Annotated in this window: 19 protein-coding genes and 2 tRNA genes; 13 read left to right on the top strand and 8 right to left on the bottom strand. The window is 44.7% G+C overall.

Annotation, left to right across the window (positions count from 1 at the left end; genetic code table 11):
• Positions 1-161: 161 nt before the first annotated feature.
• The 4 genes from CAG68_RS07795 to hemL form a co-directional block, all read right to left on the bottom strand.
• On the bottom strand, positions 162-3,548 hold the full coding sequence (locus CAG68_RS07795; protein WP_086047026.1) for a hybrid sensor histidine kinase/response regulator: 3,387 nt from the start codon (positions 3,546-3,548) through the stop codon (positions 162-164).
• Between the two features lie 226 nt (positions 3,549-3,774).
• Positions 3,775-4,800: a 16S rRNA (guanine(1207)-N(2))-methyltransferase RsmC gene (gene rsmC, locus CAG68_RS07790; protein WP_017635899.1), complete on the bottom strand. Its 1,026-nt coding sequence runs from the start codon at positions 4,798-4,800 to the stop codon at positions 3,775-3,777.
• A 76-nt stretch (positions 4,801-4,876) separates the two neighbouring features.
• Positions 4,877-5,962: an AI-2E family transporter gene (locus CAG68_RS07785; RefSeq protein WP_005386541.1), complete on the bottom strand. Its 1,086-nt coding sequence runs from the start codon at positions 5,960-5,962 to the stop codon at positions 4,877-4,879.
• A 345-nt stretch (positions 5,963-6,307) separates the two neighbouring features.
• Positions 6,308-7,603, bottom strand: coding sequence for a glutamate-1-semialdehyde 2,1-aminomutase (gene hemL, locus CAG68_RS07780; protein WP_005380032.1), 1,296 nt, complete (start codon positions 7,601-7,603; stop codon positions 6,308-6,310).
• Positions 7,604-7,849: 246 nt separating this feature from the next.
• Between hemL and erpA the strand changes: the two genes are divergently transcribed.
• The 3 genes from erpA to vmeK all read left to right on the top strand — a co-directional run bounded on the left by erpA (position 7,850) and on the right by vmeK (position 12,526).
• Entirely contained in the window at positions 7,850-8,191 is a 342-nt protein-coding gene (erpA, locus tag CAG68_RS07775; RefSeq protein WP_005380031.1) for an iron-sulfur cluster insertion protein ErpA, read from the top strand.
• 105 nt (positions 8,192-8,296) lie between these two features.
• A complete protein-coding gene (locus tag CAG68_RS07770; RefSeq protein WP_054574824.1) occupies positions 8,297-9,412 on the top strand; it encodes an efflux RND transporter periplasmic adaptor subunit in 1,116 nt (371 codons plus the stop codon).
• Positions 9,413-9,421: 9 nt separating this feature from the next.
• Positions 9,422-12,526 carry a multidrug efflux RND transporter permease subunit VmeK gene (gene vmeK, locus CAG68_RS07765; protein WP_054730006.1) on the top strand — a complete coding sequence of 1,035 codons (3,105 nt, stop codon included), beginning with the start codon at positions 9,422-9,424 and terminating at the stop codon, positions 12,524-12,526.
• Positions 12,527-12,591: 65 nt separating this feature from the next.
• On the opposite strand, the gene CAG68_RS07760 is transcribed toward vmeK, so the two are convergent.
• Positions 12,592-13,884 (bottom strand): peptidoglycan DD-metalloendopeptidase family protein, encoded by a 1,293-nt coding sequence (locus tag CAG68_RS07760; RefSeq protein WP_033905576.1) that lies wholly within the window; start codon positions 13,882-13,884, stop codon positions 12,592-12,594.
• Between the two features lie 130 nt (positions 13,885-14,014).
• On the opposite strand from CAG68_RS07760, the gene tyrS reads away from it, so the two are divergent.
• A complete protein-coding gene (gene tyrS / locus CAG68_RS07755) occupies positions 14,015-15,202 on the top strand; it encodes a tyrosine--tRNA ligase (protein ID WP_017820416.1) in 1,188 nt (395 codons plus the stop codon).
• Positions 15,203-15,620: 418 nt separating this feature from the next.
• Positions 15,621-16,466 carry a magnesium transporter gene (locus CAG68_RS07750; protein WP_005380062.1) on the top strand — a complete coding sequence of 282 codons (846 nt, stop codon included), beginning with the start codon at positions 15,621-15,623 and terminating at the stop codon, positions 16,464-16,466.
• On the opposite strand, the gene dacB is transcribed toward CAG68_RS07750, so the two are convergent.
• Complete coding sequence (gene dacB, locus CAG68_RS07745) at positions 16,445-17,866, bottom strand: serine-type D-Ala-D-Ala carboxypeptidase (RefSeq protein WP_017820417.1); 1,422 nt, start codon at positions 17,864-17,866, stop codon at positions 16,445-16,447. The genes CAG68_RS07750 and dacB overlap by 22 nt on opposite strands.
• A 186-nt stretch (positions 17,867-18,052) precedes the next feature.
• Positions 18,053-19,075 (bottom strand): porin, encoded by a 1,023-nt coding sequence (locus tag CAG68_RS07740; protein ID WP_005380064.1) that lies wholly within the window; start codon positions 19,073-19,075, stop codon positions 18,053-18,055.
• A gap of 545 nt (positions 19,076-19,620) precedes the next feature.
• Between CAG68_RS07740 and greA the strand changes: the two genes are divergently transcribed.
• Positions 19,621-20,094: a transcription elongation factor GreA gene (gene greA, locus CAG68_RS07735; RefSeq protein WP_005380065.1), complete on the top strand. Its 474-nt coding sequence runs from the start codon at positions 19,621-19,623 to the stop codon at positions 20,092-20,094.
• 84 nt (positions 20,095-20,178) lie between these two features.
• On the opposite strand, the gene yhbY is transcribed toward greA, so the two are convergent.
• Positions 20,179-20,475, bottom strand: a complete 297-nt coding sequence (gene yhbY / locus CAG68_RS07730) for a ribosome assembly RNA-binding protein YhbY (RefSeq protein ID WP_005380066.1) — start codon at positions 20,473-20,475, stop codon at positions 20,179-20,181.
• Between the two features lie 138 nt (positions 20,476-20,613).
• Between yhbY and rlmE the strand changes: the two genes are divergently transcribed.
• The 7 genes from rlmE to CAG68_RS07695 all read left to right on the top strand — a co-directional run bounded on the left by rlmE (position 20,614) and on the right by CAG68_RS07695 (position 26,360).
• On the top strand, positions 20,614-21,243 hold the full coding sequence (gene rlmE, locus CAG68_RS07725; protein ID WP_005388985.1) for a 23S rRNA (uridine(2552)-2'-O)-methyltransferase RlmE: 630 nt from the start codon (positions 20,614-20,616) through the stop codon (positions 21,241-21,243).
• 108 nt (positions 21,244-21,351) lie between these two features.
• Entirely contained in the window at positions 21,352-23,325 is a 1,974-nt protein-coding gene (gene ftsH, locus CAG68_RS07720) for an ATP-dependent zinc metalloprotease FtsH (protein WP_017635895.1), read from the top strand.
• A 52-nt stretch (positions 23,326-23,377) separates the two neighbouring features.
• Positions 23,378-24,208 (top strand): dihydropteroate synthase, encoded by an 831-nt coding sequence (gene folP / locus CAG68_RS07715; protein ID WP_017820419.1) that lies wholly within the window; start codon positions 23,378-23,380, stop codon positions 24,206-24,208.
• Positions 24,209-24,227: 19 nt separating this feature from the next.
• On the top strand, positions 24,228-25,568 hold the full coding sequence (gene glmM, locus CAG68_RS07710; RefSeq protein ID WP_161440978.1) for a phosphoglucosamine mutase: 1,341 nt from the start codon (positions 24,228-24,230) through the stop codon (positions 25,566-25,568).
• A 220-nt stretch (positions 25,569-25,788) separates the two neighbouring features.
• Positions 25,789-26,127: a preprotein translocase subunit SecG gene (gene secG / locus CAG68_RS07705; protein WP_005380080.1), complete on the top strand. Its 339-nt coding sequence runs from the start codon at positions 25,789-25,791 to the stop codon at positions 26,125-26,127.
• A gap of 16 nt (positions 26,128-26,143) precedes the next feature.
• A tRNA-Leu gene (locus tag CAG68_RS07700) sits at positions 26,144-26,227 on the top strand.
• Between the two features lie 56 nt (positions 26,228-26,283).
• Positions 26,284-26,360: transfer RNA gene (locus tag CAG68_RS07695), tRNA-Met, on the top strand.
• Positions 26,361-26,413: the final 53 nt, after the last annotated feature.

Here is a 26,413-nt window from a genome sequence, read left to right as displayed (position 1 = left end):
GTTTTGAAGACCAACAATAGATAGCGTTGTCTAACCGAATGTTCGTTATTGGAAATATGGTAATGGGGTAGGAAGAGGCGGTCTCTTTTATCTCTAGGAAGGGAATACTCGAATAACAAAAAAGCCCAGCATGCACGCTGGGCTAGTTTTTTTGATAAATATTAGCTGGTCAATAGTCGCTGTAGTTTATCTCGTTGTGCTTCTATGTATGCTCTCTCGGGGCTCTGTTCTTTGCAGTGTTCGAGAATGAACTCTATCGAGCTTAGCACCGTTCTCCAACGTGGTGTTTTGGGTAATGTTTCTATACGCATGTATTTATCTAAGGTGCGTGTTTGTAAAGTACTTCGGTCTAGATAAACGCGCCACAAGCCACTTTGCTCTGCAAATGCGAATTTACTTTCACCCGATACAGATTCCCAATACTCTAAAGCATGTGTCATTGCGTCGACTAGAACTTCCCGCATAAGTTCTTGCTTGTCCTTTTTATTACCGAGTGCTTTGTCTGCAAGGCGCGTAAATTCTCCGCCAAGCTCTTTTAGCTTTTGCAATTGGTCTTTGTCACCATCAAATGCATAACTTGAAAGCACTTCTACGGCGGTTTCTAGATTATGTATGCGAGCGGCACTGGCTCCACCGCCGACATTAAAGATGTACATGATATCTAACCCTGAACCTTCAGGGAGCTTAAGAATGTCTGCTTCGATGTTCTGACGAATATCTTCAATATAGATATCAATCTTTCCACAGTAATGAGGTTGTTTGACGGTTAGATATTTAGGGGCAATCAGCTCATCAGCAGATGAGCGCTTTAGCTGTTCTAAGCTGCGCTTGAATAGCTTACAAGCAGCTTCGTTAGCAAAGCGAATACGCTTGTCTTCACGTAGACAGATGATAGCTTCAGGAGCCGATTCTAGCTGTTCCAACAAACGACCTTGAGTCTCAAGTAAGCTTGCTTCAACGACTGCTCGCTGTCTAAGTTCAGACTCTAGCACTTTGTTTTCCATATGGCGCATTTCTGCTTTACTTGCCGTTAAATGCGCTTGGATACGTGCCGCCAACTCTTGTTTATTAAATGGTTTCGATAAATAGTCGTTGGCTCCTGCTTCAAAACCTCTTACACGATCTTCTGTTTGACTGAGTGCGGTGAGCATAATGATTGGCAACTCGGCATGATCATAGGTTTCACGTAGTTCACTACAAACTTGGTAGCCGCTCATGCCTGGCATCATGATATCCAATAACAGAAGTTCCGGCTTCTCTTGCTCGACGAGCGCTAACGTTTCTGGCCCATCGGAGACGGTACGCACACGATAGCCCTCTAAACGTAAAAAGCTTTCAAGCACGCGTAAGTTTACTGGTTCATCGTCAGCAACATACAGTAACGGGCCGTCTGGGTTCTCTGGAAGTGATAAGTCTTCGCGGTTCTCTACATTAACTTCAGGGATTTGGAAGTGTCCGTGCGCAGCTAGAGTCTGGGTTGCTTGGATTTCTTCTTCACTGGCGAGCGGTAAAGTGAAACTGAAGGTAGTTCCGACCATTGGTTGGCTACTGACGTATAACGAGCCTCCCATTAATTCGATCAATTGACGGCTAATGGAGAGCCCAAGTCCTGCACCTTGACGATAACGGCTCGCGTCTTGCCCTGCTTGGATGAGTGGTTCAAAAATATGTTCAAGTTGTTCTGCGGGAATTCCTTGTCCAGTATCCACAACTTGTACGCGTACATGATCATCTACCACATTAGCGGAGATAACAATTTTACCTTCTGAGGTGTATTTAATCGCATTGCCAATCAGGTTATATAGCACTTGTTCAAGGCGTTGCGGGTCAGCTGACACTGCTTTTAAATCCGCTGGGACTTGGTTGATGATGCGGATGGTTTTACTTCCGAGTAAATGGCTAGAAAGCTCTAAAACCAATCGTGTTGCACTGCCCAAACTCACTGCTGATTTCTGGATATCCATGCTTCCATAACGCATTTTATGATAATCCAACAAGTCATCGACTAGATTAGCGAGACGCTGACCACTTTTAATGATGATATCAAGCTGATATTTCTGGCTAGCGGGGATCGCACCATTGGCGCCGGACGCTAAGGTTTCAGCAATCCCGACCATGCCGTGTAACGGTGTACGAAGTTCATGAGAAGTCGTGGCTAAGAATTCATCTTTTAATTTATCGGCCAATTGCAGTTCTTCATTCTGTTTTTGAATGATCTGTATGTTGCTTTCTAGTTCTTCATTTTGCTTCTTAATGGTTTGAATCTTCTCTCGAATAGAGCGTTGCATTCGTTCAAAGCTTAACGCAAGCCGACCAATTTCATCTTTACGAACCGTATTAAAAGACGTGTCATCAAGATCCCCTGCAGAGACCTTTTCGGCAACCCAAGTCAATTTCAGCAACGGAGAAGTGATAAAGTTTGATAAATAGTGAGAAGCTATCACCACAAGGATAATGGCGATCAACATAGCGATAACGAATAGTTTTTCGAGTTGATGGATACGAGCGAAAGCTTCGTTTTCTGGTAACTGTACGACGAGCGCCCAAATCACACCACGAGTTTCAATCGGTGCATAAGCCGCGATGATTTCTTCACCTAAGCCGTTCGTGTAAGTGCCGACACCAAACGCACCAGAGAGTGCTTTATCGATCACTTCTAAACTGTTCTTAATGTCGTCTTGTTTCGTGTTAATTGTGCGAGGTTGGTGATCATTTCCAACCAGCAGGGTGTTAATGGATGACTCTCGATTAGCGTCTGCGGCTAACTTAGTGATGCCATTATTTGGCAAGCGGAACATGGCATAGCTGTGTAGATAACCTTGCTGAACAATTGGTGCACCTAGCCAAGCGACTGATTTACCCCCTTCCAGCTCGAAGTCAGACACAATCACAGGAGTGTAGTCTTCGTTTACTTTTCGACGTTCAGTCACATCATCGGCGAGACGCTTGAAAGTTTTGCCAAGTGCCGAGTCTTTGTAGGGGCCTGATAACAAGTTCGTTCCGTAGTTATCGTCTTTGTTGATCGAGTAGGTGACGTTACCATTGATGTCGACCAGCAAAATGTCATTAAAATCAGAGCGCTTGAGGAGCTCCAAGTAGGCCCAATGATAGCGTTTGTGCAAAAGTCTGTAACGTTCACTTCCTACATAGTTGGATGACTCGGGTAACGTTGAGGTTTTGATTTGGTCTCCGCTGCCCTCGATGTAGCGCTGTTGGGCGTTTTTACGAGACTCTTCAATATCATTGCCTAAACGACTAAAAGCATTGACGAGACCGTAGAATCGGCCACCACTGGCGTAAGCCAACTCTGAGCGCACAAAGCCCATGACTTCGGTTTCTCGTGCCTCAAAGTAGTCGATGATTTGCTGCTGTTTTGTATCTCGAACAGACAGTAAGTGCGAGGTGCTTTGTTCTTGCAGATCTTTACTGTGGGACTGCAAGAAAAAGATCGCAGTAATGGTAAGAGGTGTGATACTGAGCACCAGAAATGCGGTCATCAGTGTACTCTGAAGGCGCTTAAATTTCTGTTTTTTGTAGAATTTAAACATGGATAAGATTACAACTCATAATGGGCAGTTCTAAAACATACTTCGCTGCCGAGGTTCTCGTTAAAAACGGATAAGATGTTCAACTAGATAGAATTAACAAAATTAACGAGTTTTTTTTCTTTGACAAGAAAGTTAGTTGTAAAGCGTGCAGGGTGACGCAGTTTTTCTTATGAGTGTTGAATTTATGAGAAAAAATCGCGCAGGTTTGTGCCCGCGCGGGGGGAAGTTATGATTTTTTCGCGTAGTAGATAGAAAATTTATTGGTCTTATTTAGCGTCTCGCAATTATTAAACGCCCGCTCGATAATTGGTGGGTATTTTAAGAAGCTATTCGCGACAATCACCATTTCGCCGTCTTTGGTTAAATATTGTGGTGCCTGACCCAACAAGGTTTCCGCTGCGTTGTAATTTGTGTCTAGACCACTGTGGAATGGCGGGTTGCTGATAATAAAGCGGTAGTCTTTTGCGGTATCCGAGTATATATCTGATGCAAATACGCGTCCGGATAAACCATTCGCTTCTAATGTGGCTTGGCTAGAAGTGATCGCATAAGCATTAATGTCACACATCTCAATCGCGATCTCTGGATTCGCTTTCGCCATAAACGCACCGAGCACACCTGCACCACAACCAAAGTCTAGCACTTTGCCCGAAAGCTTAGGTAAGGTTTCAAGCAGCAATCGGCTACCTAAGTCGAATTCGCCATGGCTGAATACGCCAGGTAGGCTCTTAACCGCTAGCGACTGCTCACCGAGCGTAACAGTGTAAGACTTAAACCAATCTGTTTGGTTGAAAGGTTTGGGTTCATTGAGGCAATTACCCCAGTAAAATGAGCAGCGACGAGCAGAGTCGTACTTGTTCACAGGGCCGTATTCTTGGAACATCTTCTCGATGCTCTTGATGCCGGAGCGGTTTTCACCAACGATGACGATTTCGGTGTTAATGCCCAGTTTCGCCATCAACATCGCCAGCAAGTATTCTGCTTCGGCTTTTGCTTTTGGCCAGTATAAAAGGACCATGTCTGCTTTTGTTTCAACATCAAACACAGAGCCAAAATGACTTTTCACTTTGTCAGAGGTTTGAATTTGGCGGTAGTAGCTATAGTTGGAAGTAAACACTTCAACAGACTCACAATGAGCTACTAACTCAAGAGGAAATAGGTCTTCAACTTCACCAGCGACTAAAACGTGTTTTCCGTTGAAGTATTCAAGTTGGCGCTGAGCTATTTGGCTAGGAGCGATATAAGCAGACATAAATTTGGTTCATCAGAAATAATTTGGGGCAGATTTTCGCACAATCTGCCCCAAGCTTGAAGTGATTAAGCGGTGACTAGCTGTTGTCTTGTTGGTTAAGGAAGTCTTTGAATTCTTCCTCGTAGATATTAAACAGTACCATGGTCACGGCAAAAATAAGTGGGCCGTAGATAAGACCAATCAAACCAAACAGATGCAGACCACCCAGTAATGAGAAGAAAATCATAAGGGTATTCATGCCGGCGCTGCCTTGCATTAGCAACGGGCGCAATAGGTTATCTATAGAGCCAACGACAACTACACTCCACACCGTCAAAAAGATAGCCCAAGTCATATCGCCTGTTAAGAACAAGTACGCTGCTGCAGGAATCCAGATTAGCGCGGTTCCTACCACTGGAATGAATGATGCAAAGCCCATCATCGTTCCCCAAAATAGCCCAGGGAAGCCGGCGAGCCACATACCGATGCCGCCAGCCAAACCTTGAGCAATCGCCGTCATGAATGAGCCCATTACGGCTGATTTAGAAACTTGCTCTATCTCTGTCAATATGCGGTCTTCTTGGCTACGTGAGAGTGGCAGGATATGACGAATCGCAGAGATAATTTTGTCGTGGTCACGAAGCAGAAAAAACAGCACAAACAGCATTAGGAAGAAGTTCATTAGGAAGTTGGTTGCGTCTCCTAAAATCTTTGCGCTGATAGCGACTAAGTTAGAGCCAAACGATGTGGCAAATTGACCAATTTTCTCAGCAATGGCTTTGGGCTCGATTTTATCAAAAGGTAAGTACTCATTAACAATCGCTAAGCCTTTGATAACGAAAGGATGTTGGAATATATCTTGGATACCACCATTGGTAACCCAATTATATGTATTTTGTGAGAAAACAGAGCCTTGCTGAACAATGGCGGCAAACACAAATAAAAGCGGGATAACAATAATAAACGTCAAGACGACACATGACAGCAGTGCCGCCATATTGGGGTGCTTGGGAATTTTCTGCTCAAACCATTCGTGTATCGGAAACATGAGCAAAGAAATGATAAAAGCCATCACAATTGAATTGATATATGGCTCAACCAATAAGTAGCAAGCAAAAGCAGCGGCGAGTAAAGCAACCATTAGTACTCGGTGACTCGACGTTATTTTTACATTATTTGGCATGGTATTAGTCCAACTTACAGGTGACGTTTACGGTTTATGCCTTCAATGATGGCGTGTAACCTTTATTACTTTGCACTCTTAACTCTTTCAAGCTTATGACAATGCCGAATTAGAGCAGGGCGATGTACCTTGCTATAATGACTACAAATCAGTCGGTTATCAATCAAGAGATGAGCTATGGGTTGTTGCAACGGTGATAAAAAGTGTCAAACTGAGAAAAAAGCTAAGCGAATACCGTGGTTTGGCATTGTCGTTGGGGTATTAGCGATATTGGTTATTTTGAATTGGCAATAAAAAAGGACCGTTACGGTCCTTTTCTAAATGCGTTATCGCCGTTTTTAGCGATTATTTCGCTTCTTCTGCAAGAACAGCAAAACAGCGGTCAGCCGCTTCTAGTGTGGCATCAATCTCTTTTGAACCATGAGCGAGTGAAGTAAAGCTCGCTTCAAACGCAGATGGCGCAAGGTAGACACCGTGTTTTAGCATTAAGTGGAAGAAACGCTTGAAGCGTTCTACATCGCACTTCGTTACGTCTTCGTAGCAAGTTACTTTTTCCTGGTCAGTGAAGAAGAAGCCGAACATACCGCCCACTTGGTTAACAACTAGCGGAATACCGTGTTTTTCTGCTAGAGACTTAAAGCCTTCAGCAAGTTGTTTCGTTTTAGAAGCTAGGCGCTTTTCGTTGCCTTCTTCTTTTAGAAGGTTCAAACATGCGTAGCCTGCTGCCATTGCGACAGGGTTACCGGAAAGGGTACCAGCTTGGTAAACTGGGCCTGTAGGTGCAACGTATTGCATCACTTCTTTACGGCCACCGAAAGCACCTACTGGCATACCGCCACCAATCACTTTACCCAGTGTCGTTAGGTCGGGTTTGATGTTGTAGTGTGCTTGCGCGCCGCCTAGAGCAACACGGAAGCCTGTCATTACTTCATCAAAAATTAGTAGCGCGCCTTCTTGATCACAGATTTCACGTAGCCCTTCGTGGAAGCCTTCCACTGGTGGAATACAGTTCATGTTGCCTGCTACTGGCTCAACGATGATACAAGCAATTTCGCCTTTGTTAGCAGCAAATAGCTCGCGTACAGAATCTAGGTCGTTGAATGTTGCTGTTAGCGTGTGCTTAGCAAAATCTGCAGGAACGCCAGGAGAGCTTGGTTGGCCTAGAGTTAGTGCTCCAGAACCTGCTTTTACTAGCAAGCTGTCAGCGTGGCCGTGGTAACAACCTTCAAATTTCATGATCTTGTCGCGACCGGTGAAGCCACGTGCAAGGCGAATCGCGCTCATAGTAGCTTCAGTACCAGAACTTACCATGCGGATTTGCTCCATTGATGGAACAAGCTCAGAAACTAATTCTGCCATCGCGATTTCAAGCTCTGTTGGCGCACCGAAGCTAAGACCGCGTTGCGCTGCATCAATTACTGCTTCGCGGATAACCGCGTGGTTGTGGCCAAGAATCATTGGACCCCAAGAGCCAACGTAATCAATATACGCTTTACCATCGGCATCAAAAATCAGTGGACCGTCTGCTCGTTCGATAAATAGCGGAGAGCCGCCAACGCCGTTGAATGCACGAACTGGTGAATTGACACCGCCAGGGATGGTTTGCTGAGCTTTTTGATACAGCTCTGATGATTTGGTCATGGGGTTATCCTCTTTTGATTGCTCGGACCAAGTGGAGCGCATTGTACCTAGCTATAATCAAGTTAGAAACGTTTTGCTTAATTTATGTGTTGTTTCGCAGTGTAATCTTATATATCCGCATCTGTTATAAAGAATCGGCGGCGAATACTTGAACGAGTTTGTCAGGTATTGGATAATCGTCTCAATTAGCACAAATTTGACGTCTTGCTTCAGGCTTGACGCATTACACGAGTGAGAGAGGTCTTCGTGAGCGAAGTAAACGTACCATTATCTTTTTCTGACGCAGCAGCATCTCGCGTTAAAGCATTGATTGCTGAAGAAGAAAACCCAGCATTGAAACTGCGCGTATACATTACTGGCGGCGGCTGCAGCGGCTTCCAATACGGCTTTACTTTTGATGAAAATGTAAACGAAGGCGATACGACAATCGTAAACAGTGGTGTAACACTGGTTGTAGACCCTATGAGTCTGCAATATCTCGTTGGCGGTATTGTTGACTACACAGAAGGGTTGGAAGGAGCGCGCTTCTTCGTAAATAATCCAAATGCAACGACAACATGTGGTTGTGGTGCATCGTTCAGTGTGTAATTAACACCTAACAGGCAGCTAATGGCTGCCTGTGCTTTATGTAGAAGGATGTCACGTAAAGCGCACGCTCGCAGATATGCAGAGAAATAATAAAAAGGACTTTATATGTCTGGACTTTCTTTTGGACGCCGAATTGTCGAGCGCCCTTGGCTAGTATCTCTTATCCTCGTCTTACTTCTTGTTGCATGGCTAACCATCGGCCAACTCAAAGCACAGGATGATCATCCTAACTCTTCAACATCCACGAACACAACACCACTTGCAAAGGTGATGTTTGATACTTTTCTTGCCGAACCTACCAGTAAAACCATTGAATTGTATGGACGAACAGCGCCCAATCGTCAAGCGCGTCTTGGCGCCGAAGTTGCCGGTAAAATAGTCAGTCTTAACATAAAGAAAGGCCAAGCGGTCAAACAGGGACAAGTGATCGCAAACATCGATAAGCGCGACCTTGGCATTCAACTTAAACGGGCCCAGGCGATGCTGTTGGTTAAAGAGAAAGAGTTTAATGCAGCTAAATCGCTAAAAAGTCGTGGACTGCAAGGTGAGGTTGCATTTGCGACAGCGCAAGCAGCGTTGGTAGATGCACGTGCGAATTTGAGTAACGTGCAAACGGCTTTAAGAAATACTGAGGTTAAAGCGCCATTTGATGGCATCGTAGATCACCACTTTGTTGAGTTAGGTGATTTTGTCGGGATTGGCGATCCTATTGCGACGGTCATTGATTTGGATACTTTAGTGATTGAAGCCGATGTCAGTGAACGGCATATACAATACCTTAAGGAAGGCCTAGAAGCCGACGTAAGAACCATTAACCAACAGCATCATCAAGGTCGTGTGCGCTACATTGGACGTGTTTCTTCTGCTTCTACTAATACATTTCCAATTGAAATCGAAATTGATAATCAAGACGCAAGAATTCCTGCTGGTATGAGCGCAGAAGTACAGCTGCCTTTGAGTGAAGTGTTGGCAGTAAAGATTACGGCTGCCATGTTAGCACTAGATGAAGAAGGTAACTTAGGTGTCAAGACACTGCGTAATGAGTATGTTGAGTTTGTTCCAATTCAACTCGTTAAGGCCGAGGATGATGGTGTGTGGCTCTCTGGGTTAGGAGAGCGTGCAGACATTATCGTGCTGGGACAAGGTTTTGTGCGAGATGGTGATCAAGTACTGGCCAATAAAGTTGATGACGTAGTTATTGAAGCGGCTAATGAGCAGTAAGGAGCACCTATGTACACTCTGATTGATGCTGCGTTATCTCGCGCTCGCACTATGCTGACATTGTTGGTGATGATATTAATTGCTGGTGTCATTACTTACGTCACAATCCCCAAGGAATCGAGCCCTGATATTACCATTCCGATCATTTATGTTTCTGTTGGACATCAAGGCATTTCTCCTGTCGATGCCGAACGTTTATTAGTTCGGCCAATAGAGCAAGAGCTGCGTTCAATTGAAGGCGTAAAAGAGATGACCTCTGTGGCATCAGAAGGTCATGCTTCGGTGACGCTGGAATTTAGTGTCGGAGTGGATCTTGATAAAGCGATGACAGATGTGCGTGATGCGGTTGATCTTGCAAAGCCAAAATTACCAGAGGACAGTGATGAGCCAACGGTAAATGAAGTCACGTTTGCATCTGAAGAGCCTGTTTTAACTGTTGTTCTATATGGCACCGTACCAGAGCGGACCATTGTACAGATTGCCAGAACGCTACGTGATCGTTTGGAGAGTTTCCGTCAGGTTCTTGAAGTTGAAATCGCAGGGGATCGCGAAGACATCGTGGAGATAGTTGTCGATCCGCTATTGATGGAAAGCTACGGTCTCGATCAAGCGGATATCTATAATTTAATTGCCTTGAATAACCGAGTTGTGGCTGCGGGGTTTGTCGATACTGGGTATGGACGCTTTTCGGTAAAAGTCCCATCGGTTTTTGATTCACTGAAAGATGTGCTTGAACTACCGATCAAGGTGAATGGCAAAGAGGTGATCACTTTTGGCGATGTGGCGACAGTACGGCGTGCATTTCGCGATCCTGAAAGTTTTGCTCGTTTAGATGGCGAATCTGCCATCGTTTTGGACGTAAAAAAACGGGCAGGGGAAAACATCATTGAAACGGTTGAGCTGGTAAAAGAAATACTGGCTCAGGGACAGAAGCGCGCCGAGTGGCCCGACAATTTGCAAGTTAAATACACTTGGGATCAATCCGACGATGTCAAATTGATGCTCAGTGATCTACAAAACAATATCTTATCCGCAATTATCCTCGTAGTTATCGTCATTATTGCCATATTGGGGGTTAGGACCGCGCTTCTCGTGGGGATTTCTATTCCAGGATCGTTCTTGACTGGGTTGTTGGTGTTATCGGTATTTGGGCTGACGGTCAATATCGTCGTACTGTTTGCTTTAATTATGGCAGTAGGCATGTTGGTGGATGGTGCCATTGTGGTGACAGAGTTTGCAGATCGGCGCATGCAAGAAGGAACGCCACGTAAAGAAGCCTATCGAGATGCCGCAAAGCGAATGGCCTGGCCTATTACCGCATCCACAGCAACCACATTGGCTGCGTTTGCTCCGTTACTTTTCTGGCCAGACATCACTGGTGAGTTCATGAAGTACTTACCACTTACTTTAATTGCTACTTTGGCCGCTTCTCTGATGATGGCTTTATTGTTCGTTCCTGTCATCGGTGGGATCATTGGCAAGCCTCAAGTAGTCAATCAGAAAGCTCAGCGAGAAATGGTTGAGCTGCATAACGGCAACTTTGAAAAAGCGACAGGCATTACCAAGCTTTATTACCAGACTCTGTCGGTAGCGATTCGTCATCCATGGAAAGTCTTACTCAGCGCGATACTGCTAGCGGCAGGTGTCGGCTTCACTTACAACAAAGCTGGCTTGGGTGCAGAGTTTTTCCCTGAAGTGGACCCTGCCTTTTTTACCGTTAAAGTTCGTTCTTATGGTGACTTGTCAATTCACGAAAAAGATGTTGTTATGCGCGAAATCGAGAAGGTGATGCTCGGTCATGACGAGTTTGAAAGTGTCTACACGCGCACAGGATCGAGCGATAATGGGGACGAGATTGGCCAGATTCAAATAACGCCTGTGGATTGGCAGTATCGACGCAAAGTGAAAACCATTATTGAGGAACTAAAAGAGACGACAGACCGCTTTTATGGTGTTGAACTTGAGTATAAATTCCCGGACGCAGGACCGCCTGTCGAGCATGATCTCGTGATTGAAGTGTCATCACGAAATTTGAGTGTTAGTGCGTTAGATGAAGCAGCCAAAAAAGTACGACATTGGGCTGATGGTAATCCTGCACTGACCAACTTGAGTGATACCACTAATAAGGAAGGGATTGATTGGCAAATTGATATCCAGCGAGATGACGCCTCTCGCTTTGCAGCGGATGCTACTTTAGTCGGGAATACCGTCCAGTTTGTTACGAACGGCTTGAAAATAGGCGATTATTTGCCCGATGATGCGGATGAAGAAGTCGATATTTTGGTGCGCTATCCGCAAGATAAGCGCGACATAGGTCGATTTGATCAACTGAGAGTGAAAACGGCAGCTGGTCTGGTACCGATTACGAATTTTGCTCAAATCAAACCAGATCATAAGCAAGACACTATTCGTCGGGTCGACGGTCATCGAGTTATCAATATTAAAGCGGATATGGTGGAAGGTTACAATTTGGCGCTTGAGTTACCTAAGATTGCCGCTGGAATGGAACAGCTCGACTTACCGGAAGGCATTGAATATAAGATTCGGGGTCAAAATGAAGAGCAGGAAAACTCATCAGCATTCTTGCAAAATGCTTTTATTGTCGCGCTTGGTGTGATGGCTTTGATTTTAATTACGCAGTTTAATAGCTTTTATCAAGCTTTCTTAATCCTTAGTGCAGTGCTGTTTTCTACCGTTGGTGTCTTCGCCGGGTTACTTATTTTCCAAAAGCCATTTGGCATCATTATGTCGGGAATTGGAGTGATTGCGTTGGCTGGTATCGTGGTAAACAACAATATTGTTTTAATCGATACTTATAATCAGATGCGTAAACGTGGCTTAGAAAAATCTGAGGCTATTTTGCGTACGGGTGTGCAGCGTTTAAGACCCGTTTTACTTACGACGGTGACCACCATATTAGGCTTATTGCCAATGGTGTTAGAAATGAACATCGACTTAGTTAATCAGAAAGTGGAGTTTGGCGCACCAAGCACTCAATGGTGGTCTCAGCTTGCGACCGCTGTCGCGGGTGGTTTGGCGTTTGCGACTTTGCTAACGTTAGTTCTGACACCGTGTTTGCTTATGCTCGGGAGAGAGCATCACTCCGAACAGTAAGCTTTATCGTGATGATATCGACAAAACAAAAAGGGCAGCGAAGCTGCCCTTTTCAATACCTTGCCTTACTTCATTGCTAGCAGTTTGCTGTAGCGTTCAAGCTTGTCCATGCTAACTTTCGCGTTTGCCATGAAAGTTTGTCTCGCTTTTCCTGTCAGGGATTTAGATTGTGGCAAATTCACCGTGCGCGGGTTTTTATGGACACCATTCACAAGGAACTCATAGTGCAGGTGAGGGCCAGTTACACGGCCAGTTCCGCCAAGCGTACCGATGGTTTGGCCTTGCTTAACGCGTTGACCAGCTCGTACAGTACGTTTGGTTAAGTGCAGGTACTTGGTAATGTAAGTATTACTATGTTTAATGAAAACGTAGTTACCATTAAATTTGTTGTAAGACGATTTTTGAACGACACCATCACCAGCCGCCCAAATCGGGGTGCCCACTGGTGCTGCATAGTCCGTGCCTCTATGAGGACGAACGCGTCCCGTCACTGGATGTAAGCGGCGTGGGTTGAAGTTAGACGAAACTCGACGGAAATCCAACGGCGCGCGTAAGAATGCTTTTTTCATTGCACGCCCATTTTCGTCGTAATACTTGCCGCTTTTCTGATCCAATATTGCGGTAAAGGTATCGCCTTGGTTTTTAAAGATCGCAGCAATGATTTTTCCACGGCCGATTACTTCTCCTTCTACCACTTCCTCTTGGTAAAGTACTCGGAAGCTATCGTTTTTACGAATATCTAAAGCAAAGTCGATGTCCCAACCAAATATGCCAGCCAGTTCCATGATTTGGTTACCATTTAATCCAGAAGATATTCCTGCATTCCAAAAGTTTGATTTGATGGTGGCTTCTGCGTAGTTGTACTGGAAGTCGACTTCTTTCTTATCAACTTCAGAAACGTACTTGCCGTCTTTTAATGTGATACGAAAAGTCTCGAACGCGCTTAGTGTCCTTCTTAGCTGCACCAAGTCGTTATTTTCGTCAAAGCCAAATTGCAATCGGTCACCAGGTCGAAGCCGAGTTAACTGTTTTTCTACTTCTTTGTCTGATGAGACCAGTTCATGTAATAGACGAGCAGAAAGCCCTACGCGACTAAATAAGATGGCAGCACTCTCGCCATTTTTTACCTTGTATGTCTCCCAGCGCAGCACGGCGGGAACCGCAGGCGATGAACTATTTAGTGCACTGAGTTCGAGGGAAACTGGCACAGGATAATGTTGACCAACTTTTAATCGGCTCTGCTGCGGGTCTAGGTCTTGCGGATCAGGTAAAAAGAAGAGCGCGAAGATAATCAGCGCACTAAAAAAACCGATCAATACTTTGTGCAAGAGTGGAAGTCGGACAAAAATCGAATGCATGAGGTACTTGATTGCTAAATTAAACGGAAAAAGTGACAACTACCTAGTCTAACGTGTTTCAAAATGCATCGCTATTCAAGTAATATGTTCAGCTATTATATTTTTGCCAAATCTGTGGGAGTGAACAAGAATGGCGAGCATTGAAGCTGCACTAGCCGAGATTAAGCGCGGTGTTGAAGAGCTGATTCCAGAAGAAGAGCTAATCGCAAAACTAAAAGAAGACCGTCCTCTACGTATTAAATTGGGCGCTGATCCAACAGCACCTGACATTCACCTAGGCCATACGGTTATTTTCAATAAGCTTCGCTTGTTCCAAGAACTAGGTCATGAAGTGACGTTCCTAATCGGTGACTTCACTGCAATGGTTGGTGACCCAACAGGTAAAAACACAACTCGTCCACCGCTAAGTCGCGAAGACGTATTGCGTAACGCTGAAACGTACAAAGAGCAAGTGTTCAAAATTCTCGATCCTGCAAAGACTAAAATTCAGTTTAACTCTGAGTGGCTGTCTGAACTGGGCGCAGAAGGTATGATTCGCCTTGCGGCAAACCAAACCGTTGCTCGTATGCTAGAGCGTGACGACTTTAAAAAGCGTTACGCGGGTGGTCAGCCAATTGCTATTCATGAGTTCATGTACCCACTTCTACAAGGCTGGGACTCAGTAGCAATGGAAACGGATGTTGAATTAGGTGGTACAGACCAGAAGTTCAACCTTCTAATGGGTCGTGAGCTGCAAAAGTCTCACGGTCAAAAACCTCAGGTTGTACTGATGATGCCGCTTCTAGTGGGCCTTGATGGCGAGAAGAAGATGTCTAAGTCAGCAAACAACTACATCGGTATCAGCGAAGCGCCAAGCGAAATGTTTGGTAAAATCATGTCTATTTCTGATGACTTAATGTGGAGCTACTACGAGCTGCTCTCTTTCCGTCCTCTGGAAGAGATTGCTCAATTCAAAGCTGATGTAGAAGCGGGCAAAAACCCTCGTGACATCAAAGTATTGCTAGCAAAAGAAATTATTGCTCGTTTCCACAGTGAAGCCGATGCCGATGCAGCAGAGCAAGAATTCGTAAACCGTTTTGCGAAGAACCAAATTCCTGATGAAATGCCAGAGTTTGACTTTGACGCAGGTCGCCCAGTGAGTAATCTGTTGAAAGAAGCAGGTTTATGTCCATCATCGTCAGATGCGATGCGCATGGTTAAGCAGGGCGCTGTGAAGATTGATGGTGAAAAAATTGCGGACAGCAAATTTGCTCCAGAAGCGGGTACTTACGTGTTCCAAGTAGGCAAACGTAAATTTGCTCGTATTACTATTCAGTAATCCATAATGACTGCAAATGAAAGCGTCCGAAGGGCGCTTTTTTTGTATGAAAATTTAGCAAAAACGGCAAAGTAAAACTTCCATACCTGATGAACTTTGCTACTATACTTGCGCTGCCAATAATGGCAGCGCTATCGGAGATTTACATGAACAATACCGACCATCCTCCCAGTCGTTGGGTGAGTAAGATTAAGGGAGCGAAATAACCCGCTTCGGTATTGGCGATCTCCGCCTTACCTAAGTGGTGAGGCATCTTTTCTAATTTTTTTCTCGTTATTTCCTTCATACATTCTGAATAGACAGTGCATTCGCATTGGTTTTCTCTGTGCATCTTATTTGTTGTCTGACTTTTAGCGTGCAAGAGTGGCTTTTCATGCTTTGTCGATGGTCGTTACCAATGCCAATCGGGAGATTCGCCATGACGGTAATGAACAACACTTTTATTGAAACAACACCAAACTTTTCTGAAGTAGAAATTGGTGCAGCTCGCAATGCATTCTTGCAGTACGAGCAAGAGCAACAAGTCCATTTGCTTACGGTTATGCCGATTGATGAGGCTGTAGGTATTTTACAGCATTGCTCTGTCGGCTATGTGAATAGTCTTATTGCTCAACTTGAGCAAGCAGGCCATGACAAACGCGCACGTCATTATGCTCACCAATTAGGTCTGCATATGTCTGAAGTTGATACACCTGATGGTTATTTATCGACTAGTGTTTTGGGGCACGTGAAGCAGCGTATTGGGTGGATCATTGCACTGGCTCTTTTAGGGATAGTGTCAGGCTTGATCATTGCTCAGTATGAGGACACCCTTAGTCAGCTTGTTTTACTTGCAGTGTACATGCCAGTGATTGCAGCTGCTGGTGGTAACACAGGAACACAAGCAGCAACTTTAGTGATTCGTGCTCTTGCTACTGGAGAGTTAAAAAAACGCCAATGGTTAGAAGTTTTGTGGAAAGAGAGCCGAGTCGCTCTATTTATTGCGCTAGCGATCGCTATCGTGATGATTGGACGCATTATGTTATTTAGTGCAGGACAATCAACAGGAGGCTTTGAACTGACCGATATCGCACTGGCAATAGCAGTTGCGCTGTTCATTCAAGTCACCATTTCTACAACATTGGGCGGGCTGTTGCCAATTATTGCACGAGCTTGCAAGTTGGACCCAGCCGTATTGGTGAGTCCAGTTCTTGCGTCTATCGTCGATATTTCAGGAATGTGGATTTACTTTAACGTGGTGAACTATTTCTTAGGTATTGCCTGACTAAAGTTCACAATGTCATTGTAAAAAAGCTGCTCAAAATGTGTAATCGGGGCGATGACAGGTGTGTTGTCGTCCCGTTTTTCTGGGAAGTAGTCTGAAACAAACTGAACAAAAATGGTGTTAGGTTGACCATTTTTATCCAAGCCATATCCAGCCATATTGTAAGTCCCGTAGATAGAGCCACTTTTCGCGATCAGCTGTCCTTTAATTGGAAGTTTTCGCATACTTTGTCGGTACTTTAATGTGCCGGATTCACCTGATTTCGGCATGATGGCAATCAATTTGAGTTCGTTTTCATGCTTCCAAATATAGCGCAGCATTTCAGCCATCTTGGTCGCGGAGATCCGGTTATTTCGCGAAAGTCCTGAGCCGTCTTCTAGGCGCGCATTACGAATATCAATACCAGTGTTGGCGAAAATGATCTGCTTGATCGCTTCTGTACCGTTAGTAAAACTACCTGGCTGAACGAAAAATTTAGCACCAAGTGTTTTGGTTAATGTGTCGGCAATCAAGTTGTCAGAGTTTTTGAGCATATCTTCAAGAATGTCTGGTAAGGCCTTTGATTGATGCATTGCGATGAGCTTTCGCTGCTTTTCTGGCGCCGTACCGACCCTAATCTTTCCTGATACCCCAATGTTGAGCTCCTTGAGCAAAGTCGCCAACCTTTGACTGGTGTAACGCTCAGGGTCTTGAACCGCAAATTTCAGTGGCAATGGTTTGTCTCTTTCAACCAAGCACCCTGTTAGCTTGTAGTTGTTATCGGGATTTGCAACTAAACCTAAGTCACAATGACGACTTTTCTTAATGGTTTTAGAAACAGTTTCTACGGTACTTGTGACACGAATAGGTTGATGCTCTGGTACGTAGACCCGCGTTCCACCATCTTTTTGTGTATAGATAGAGGCTTGTACACAGTTGTTATTGAGTGTGATGGTCGATGCCGGAGCGCTGTAGCAAACTCCCAAGATATCCCACGGCCAGCCCACCGCACGGTTATAACCAGTGAATGCGCTGTTATCGAGCCATAGGTCACCGTTAATCCGTTTTAAGCCATTTTTCTTAGCTAGAGTGAGAAGTGATTTTAAGTCGTTGGTTTGGAGTGTTGGGTCGCCGACAAAGTAAATCACTGCATCTGAGTTCGACGTTTCCAGCTTGGTTCGAAACCGGAAATTATCCCCCAGTTCTAGCTTTGCGGCTAATGCGGTGACGATTTTTAATGTACTCGCTGGTGGGAACAGTTGTTCGGTAGGATGAACACCGTCAAGCTCAGCATTTTCACTGAGTTTTTCCGCAACTAAACTGATGCGGGCGCCTTCAGGCAACACCTCTTGATGAGGGTACGCTTGTGAAAAAGCAGAAAGTAATGAAGAGAATATGAGCAAGGGCCAACGTAAACGCATAATGATACTTTCTAAGGTGAGTTATGTGATTGAGTATACGCAAGTCCTTTCAATATGCTAGGTAACTAAAGAAATGCTTCAAATGTCTTCATGAATGAGACACGAGAGAAAGGCGCGCTGCTTAAAATGAAGTATAAAAAATGCCCGCTTAAAGCGGGCATTCGATATTCTAGTCAAAGACCGGAATTAGAAGTCGTAACGTAGACCTAGAGCTAGCTCGTCTTCAGCATCGATCTTAGTTGCAACTGTTTTGCTCGTGTCAGTTGAACCAAACTTGTCACCTGCATCAATCAGGTTGAAGTTGTAAGAAATGTAACCACGGAAGTTAGGCTTGAAGTAGTAAGAAGCATCAACAGCGAAGTTGTTTGCAGAAGTTTCGTTGTTAGTTTCTGCATTGTTGTATGATGTTGTAAATACTGTTTGGCCTAGAGTGTAAGCACCCGCTAGCTCGTAACCAGTGTAATCAACTGTGTTACTGTTGTTTGAATCTTCCATTTTCTCGCCGTCAGTGAATACACCAGCGAAGTAAAGATCAGACATTGTGTAAGATGCAGCTAGCATGTACTCGTTAGCTTTGTCTTGATCTGCGTAACCAGCACCTAGCTCAAGACCAGTGTCAGCTAGAGCGTAGATTGCAGATAGAGAGTAACCGTCTTGTTTGTTGTCGTAGTACTCACCAGTGTTTTTGTTTTCCATACGATCAGCGAAGCGGTAGCTTGCTTTTACGCTTAGGTTTTCAAACTGGCCTTTGTAAGCCATCATGTTGTCTGTACGGTCTGATACAGCTAGTTTGTCTGCTGCAGAGTTACCGTGGTAAGCCATGATATCTGTGAAGTCAGTGATAACGCCTAGTGCACCTTCAGTTTTACCGTATGCGAACTCACCGTAAGCACCGCCAAGACCAGCGTAAGCAAGACGAGTTTCTAGATCGCTCTTGTCGTCGCCGTCTACAGTACCGTTTTGAGCAGTCTCAAATTCACCTTCCCAGAAACCAACACCGTATAGGTTGTCATTGATTTCTTGTTTACCAAGGAAGTTTAGACGGATGCGAGATTTGTCTTGAGCGTCGCCATCTTTCATAGATAGACGTGCTTCAGCACGGCCGCCCATTTCTAGAGAAGTACCGTCTTGGTTGTAAAGTTCAGCTGCGTTTACGCCAGTTGCCATAGCTGCTGCAGATACAGAAAGAGCAATTAGAGTCTTTTTCATCTTATTTGTCCTAGTTAGCTGTCCATAATCATTGTTGTATGGGGGAGAGGTGATCTCTCACAAGTTGTTGGTCCAAAATTGGCTAATTGAGCGATATAGTTCGCACTTGTAAGCCATTGATCTAACAACTCGCTGGACATGTTTTACTGCTAAAGTTTCCGTATGAGTTAGTAAAATGATATAAATCCCACTGATGAACACTGTTCAATTGTGCGTTGTTTTTATTTAACTTACTGTTTTTGATTGAAATTATTGGCAATGACATTGGCCTGACATTGATTAGTTTTTATCTTTTTTGAGGTTTTTGGTGTAATGAACAGTGTTGTTTTTCAATAAATTGAGAAGGTGATTCGCCCTAGAACCGCTCTAAAAGTGAGTTATATCATTATGCCGAAAAGGCATAGTCTTGCTGTCTTTCGAATTAAGATGATTTCGTCCGGGAGTTTGTTTACACTAAACGAAATACATCTTTAAGCGCACTACCCAGTCCTATGACAGGGTGGGCTTTTTTTGTCCAAAGACCCATTTGGGCTTGAGGTTATAAAATGGAAAAAGTTCCAATGACACTACGTGGCGAGCAAAAGCTACGTGCAGAACTCGATCGTCTACTTAAACTACGTCCTCAGATCTCAGAGGCAATTGCTGAAGCTCGTGAGCTAGGTGATTTAAAAGAGAATGCTGAATATCACGCCGCTCGTGAAGAGCAGGGCATTTGTGAAGCACAAATCCGTGACATTGAATACAAACTGTCAGTTGCTCAAGTTATTGATGTAACGAAGATGGAGAACACGGGTAAAGTTATTTTTGGTTCAACCGTAACCTTGATTGATATTGACACCGAAGAAGAAAAAACGTACCAAATCGTTGGTGATGACGAAGCCGATATCAAAGCAGGTCGCATTTCAGTGAGCTCACCTATTGCTCGTGGCCTGATTGGTAAGATGGAAGGCGATGAAGTTGCTATTCAAACTCCGGGTGGCGCGAAAGACTTCGAAATTGACCGAGTAGAATATATCTAAGTCGTTTGGAGTAGCATTACTACTCTGATAAAACGCAAAAAGGTCGCCTCAGGCGACCTTTTTTCTTCAGCAACGTAAGTAGAGTTACTTACGAGGGATTTCGATTTTACGCTCTTCAGACTGGCGATATAGCACAAGCACTTTACCAATAGTCTGAACTTTTTCAGCGCCCGTCTCACGTACGATAGCGTCGATGATTAGCTGTTTTGTTTCACGATCTTCCGAAGCAACTTTTACTTTGATAAGTTCGTGATGGTTAAGAGCGATTTCAATTTCTGCTAGCACGGCTTCTGTAAGTCCATTTGCGCCCATTAGCACAACAGGTTTTAAACTGTGAGCTAGGCCTTTAAGGTGCTGCTTTTGTTTGGTGCTTAGGTTCATTACGCGGCCAATTTTCTTTAAAATAAGGGTTGAAAAAAGCTATTTTAACGCCATCTATTGCTGAAGACTATAATTTATTGAGTAATAGGTAGCGCCTATTAAAACAATAGCTCCAATTTGTGCCTTGTTGGGATTAAAATGAGTAAACAAAAACATTCGGCTAGTTCTGGTCGTTGGTTGAAAGAACACTTTGATGATAAATACGCGAATGAAGCCCGAAAAAAAGGCTACCGCTCACGTGCTTATTTCAAGATCGATGAGATTCAAACGAAAGATAAATTGTTAAAGCCTGGAATGACAGTCGTCGACTTGGGGGCTGCGCCGGGCGGATGGTCTCAATATGCTGCTAAGATAGTAGGGGACAGTGGTCAGATCATCGCGTGTGACTTGCTTCCTATGGACCCGATTGCTGGCGTTAGCTTTTTACAAGGCGACTTTCGTGATGATGCGGTATTGGAAGCTTTGCTAGAAAGGATCCAACCTTCCATGGTAGACGTAGTAATGTCTGATATGGCGCCTAACATCGCGGGAAACAATTCTGTTGATCAACCTCGCGCTATGTATTTAGTTGAATTAGCTTTAGATATGTGTCGACAAGTTCTAGCGCCTAATGGTAGCTTTGTCGTAAAGGTTTTCCAAGGGGAAGGCTTCGATCAGTATGTGAAAGAAGTCCGAGACATGTTTAAAGCCGTAAAAATTAGAAAACCAGACTCATCGCGAGCTCGCTCTCGAGAGGTCTTCGTCGTAGCCACTGGTTACAAAGGTTAACCATTTTGCTCTCTTGAGAGCGTGTTAACACTATAGCTACAGTTAATGAACTGTAGTACCCTACCTTTAATTACAATTAGTTATCGAGAGGCTTACACCTTGAGTGACATGGCAAAAAATTTAATTCTGTGGCTTGTTATCGCCGTCGTATTGATGTCGGTATTCCAGAGCTTTGGCCCTGGAGAAAGCAATGGCAGAACCGTGGATTACACCACGTTTGTACAGGAAGTTGGCCAAGGCCAGATTCAAGAAGCAACTTTTAAAGACGGTGAAATTAGCTTTGTTCGTCGTGGCGGCGGTGCCAAAATGGTCACTTACATGCCAGTGTATGACCAAAAGCTTCTAGATGACCTAATTAACCAAAACGTGAAAGTACAAGGCACGCCTCCAGAAGAGCAAAGCTTGCTTGGTACTATCTTCATCTCTTGGTTCCCAATGATCTTACTAATTGGTGTATGGATTTTCTTCATGCGTCAAATGCAAGGCGGCGGTGGTAAAGGCGCCATGTCTTTTGGTAAGAGCAAAGCTCGAATGATGAGCGAAGAACAAATCAAGACAACTTTTGCTGACGTTGCAGGTTGTGACGAAGCAAAAGAAGACGTGAAAGAGCTGGTGGACTACCTACGCGATCCAAGCCGCTTCCAAAAGCTGGGCGGTAAGATTCCAACGGGTGTTCTAATGGTTGGTCCTCCTGGTACGGGTAAAACGCTTCTAGCGAAAGCCATTGCCGGTGAGGCGAAAGTACCATTTTTTACTATCTCTGGTTCTGATTTCGTAGAAATGTTCGTTGGTGTTGGTGCATCTCGTGTGCGTGACATGTTTGAACAAGCAAAGAAAGCCGCACCTTGTATCATCTTTATCGATGAGATCGATGCGGTAGGTCGTCAACGTGGCGCAGGTGTTGGTGGTGGTCATGATGAACGTGAACAAACACTAAACCAAATGCTCGTTGAGATGGATGGTTTCGAAGGTAACGAAGGTATTATCGTTATCGCTGCGACTAACCGTCCGGATGTGCTGGACCCTGCGTTACTGCGTCCTGGTCGTTTTGACCGCCAAGTGGTAGTTGGTCTTCCAGATGTACGTGGCCGTGAACAGATCCTAAAAGTTCACATGCGTAAGGTCCCTCTAGCGGGTGATGTAGAGCCTTCTCTCATCGCACGTGGTACTCCAGGCTTCTCTGGTGCTGACCTAGCAAACTTAGTTAACGAAGCAGCCCTGTTTGCTGCGCGCGGTAACAAGCGCAACGTTTCTATGGTTGAGTTTGAACTGGCGAAAGACAAAATCATGATGGGTGCTGAGCGCCGTTCAATGGTGATGTCTGAGGAAGTGAAAGAGTCAACCGCATACCACGAAGCGGGTCACGCGATTGTTGGTCGCTTGGTTCCTGAACACGATCCAGTGTACAAAGTGTCTATCATTCCACGTGGTCGTGCGTTGGGTGTAACAATGTACCTTCCAGAGCAGGACCGCGTGAGTATGTCTCGCCAACACCTAGAATCAATGATTTCTAGCTTGTACGGTGGTCGTTTAGCAGAAGAACTTATCTACGGTGCTGACAAAGTATCAACCGGTGCTTCTAATGATATCGAGCGCGCAACAGATATTGCTCGTAAGATGGTTACTCAATGGGGTTTCTCTGAAAAGCTTGGCCCTCTGCTGTATGCAGAAGATGAAGGCGAAGTGTTCTTAGGGCGTAGTGTAACTCAGACTAAACATGTGTCTGACGATACAGCGAAGTTGATTGATGACGAAGTTCGTCAGATCATTGACCGCAACTACGATCGTGCGAAGAAGATTCTTCAAGAGAACATGGATATCATGCATGCGATGAAAGATGCGCTGATGAAGTATGAAACCATTGATGCTCGCCAGATTGATGACTTAATGGAGCGCAAAGCTGAAATTCGTGAGCCTGCGGGCTGGAGTGATAACTCAGCAAGCAAACCAGAAGACAGCGACAAGCCTCAAGCAAAGCAAGAAGTTAAAGAAGAAGCAACGGAGACTGCGAAAGATGCAGAACAGCCTAGCTCTTCTGAAACAACTTCTAACGAAGCGCCTGAAAAGAAAGACTCTGAATAAAGAGTATCGATAATATTAAACCCCGAGTTATCTCGGGGTTTTTGTGTTTATGATGATGATTACAGCAAATAACAAATCTTTGGACCTTTCGCGTCCACATGTCATGGCCATTCTAAATGTGACACCGGATTCCTTTTCGGATGGCGGTAAATACAACTCAATTGAACTTGCTCTTGCTCAAGTTGATAAAATGATAAAGGCTGGTGTAAGTATTGTTGATGTTGGTGGTGAATCAACAAGACCTGGTGCACCGGATGTGTCTTTGGAAGAAGAGCTTAGGCGTGTTGTCCCAGTAATCAAAGCCATTCGTGAAAAATATGATGTATGGATTTCCGTTGACACCAGTAAAGCAGAAGTGATGCGTCAAGCAATTGATGCTGGGGCTGATTTGATCAATGACATCCGCTCGCTGCAAGAGCCAGGTGCTCTGGAAGTCGCAGCAGAAGCAAACCTTCCAATTTGTCTGATGCATATGAAAGGTCAGCCTAGGACCATGCAAGTTGACCCTCATTATGATGATTTAATGGGGGACGTGTCGGCTTTTCTAGAAGAACGTATCGCGGCGTGTGAAGCAGCAGGGATTGATAAATCTCAACTGATTCTCGATCCTGGGTTTGGCTTTGGCAAAACAATCGAACACAATTATCATATGCTTGCTCATCTTGAAAAGTTTCATGAATTCGGCCTGCCTATTTTGGCTGGCATGTCTCGTAAATCCATGATCTTCAAACTGTTAGACAAGCCAGCGGCAGAGTGTACGAACGCAAGTGTCGTTTGTGCTACGATTGCCGCGATGAAAGGCGCGCAGATCATTCGCGTGCATGACTTTGAAGAGACAATCGAAGCGATGAAAGTTGTTGAGATGACGAAAAACAATATTTAAAAATAATAAAGGAAAGTTTATGTCGAATGAAAGACGTTACTTTGGTACTGACGGTGTGCGCGGTAAAGTAGGACAATACCCAATCACTCCAGACTTCGTACTTAAGCTTGGCTGGGCTGCTGGTCGTGTACTAGCGAAACAAGGCACAAAGAAAGTTATCATAGGTAAAGATACACGTATTTCAGGTTATATGCTTGAATCTGCACTAGAGGCAGGCCTTGCAGCTGCGGGACTTAAAGCAACATTTACTGGTCCCATGCCAACTCCAGCTGTGGCCTATTTAACTCAGACTTTCCGTGCCGAGGCTGGTATTGTGATTTCTGCATCACATAACCCATATTACGACAACGGCATTAAATTCTTTTCTTCTGAGGGTACTAAGCTACCTGACGATATCGAATTGGCGATCGAAGCTGAGTTAGATAAAGAAATTGAATGTGTGGAGTCTGCTGAGCTTGGTAAAGCAACCCGCCTAAATGATGCATCTGGTCGTTACATCGAATTCTGTAAGAGTACTTTCCCATCTGAGTTGAGCCTTGCGAACTTTAAGATCGTAGTAGACTGTGCGCACGGTGCAACGTACCACATCGCTCCAAATGTTTTCAAAGAACTTGGGGCAGAAGTTATCGCTATGGGCGTAGAGCCTAACGGCATCAACATTAATGAAAAAGTGGGCGCAACAGACGTACGAGCTCTTCAACAGCGTGTTGTTGAAGAGCAAGCGCATCTTGGTCTCGCATTTGATGGTGATGGTGACCGCATCATTATGGTCGACCACCTAGGTAACAAAGTTGATGGTGACCAAATTGCTTATATCATCGCTCGTGATGCACTTCGTCGTGGTGAGCTAAAGGGTGGTGTTGTTGGTACACTAATGACTAACTTGGGTATGGAAAATGGTTTAAAGCAGCTAGGCATTCCGTTTGTACGTGCTGCTGTTGGTGACCGTTATGTCATGGAGCAACTGCTAGAAAAAGGTTGGAAAATTGGTGCTGAAAACTCAGGCCATGTGATCTTATTAGATAAAGTCACAACCGGCGATGCGATTGTTGCTGCACTTCAAGTACTTGCTTCTGTAATTGGCAGCGATATGTCTTTATATGAACTATCGCAAGGAATGACATTATATCCTCAGGTTTTAGAAAATGTCCGTTTCTCAGGAGAAAGTAACCCTCTTGAAGCTACAGCTGTATTAAACGCTGTCGCTGAAGTAGAGGCGACACTTGGTGATAAAGGGCGTGTACTGCTGCGTAAGTCTGGCACTGAGCCTTTGATCCGCGTTATGGTGGAAGGCGAAGATGGTGAACTAGTTCAACACTCAGCATTGAAAATCGCTGAGGCTGTTAAAGCAAGTTGTTAATCATTGCGTTAAAGCATGTCTTGAATGAAAAGGGCATCTTTTGCCCTTTTTTTGAGCGCTTAACGCATTGGCATTGATTTTTTACTAATTTTCCCTTGTCAGCGTTACTGGCTTTCGCTAGTATTGCTCCGCCTCCCGTTAGGAGGTCGCTAGCCTTGTTCATTATGATTTGTTCTTTTGAACGGCGCTGGCTCAACAATTTGGAACATAGGTGGAAAAAATGTTTTCAGTTCTACTTGTGATTTACCTGTTGGCAGCGCTTGGTGTGATTGGCCTTGTGTTGATTCAACAAGGTAAAGGCGCAGATATGGGAGCCTCGTTCGGTGCTGGTGCTTCAAACACAGTGTTTGGTGCTGGCGGCTCAGGTAATTTCTTAACCCGAACAACTGCTATTTTAGCAACCGTATTCTTTATCGTTAGCTTGTTACTTGGTCGTATGTCTACGCACCAGACTGAATCACAATGGGTAGACCCAACGTTAGGTCAACCAGTTGTTGAACAAGTTAAGGACGCAGCGAGTGAAGTTCCTGCCCCTGCGGGTGATGAAATTCCTCAATAAGCTGTAAGGTTTTGATGCCGAGATGGTGAAATTGGTAGACACGCTAGCATGAGGTGCTAGTGCCTTAGGTGTGAGGGTTCGAGTCCCTCTCTCGGCACCATGTATTTACAAACTTGTAAATCACTTGTTTGCGAGTATAATGCTCAGCAAGTCGGACGCGGGGTGGAGCAGCTTGGTAGCTCGTCGGGCTCATAACCCGAAGGTCGTCGGTTCAAATCCGGCCCCCGCAACCAATCTCTTTCTTTAAAAGGAAATCGTAGATTGGCAAGTTTGCGTAGTGCTAACC

This window comes from Vibrio sp. V42_P2S4T144 (genome assembly GCF_009904715.1).
GTDB lineage: Bacteria > Pseudomonadota > Gammaproteobacteria > Enterobacterales > Vibrionaceae > Vibrio > Vibrio alginolyticus.
Note: the sequence above shows the minus strand (reverse complement) of the source record. Positions and strands in the feature narration are given on the sequence as shown.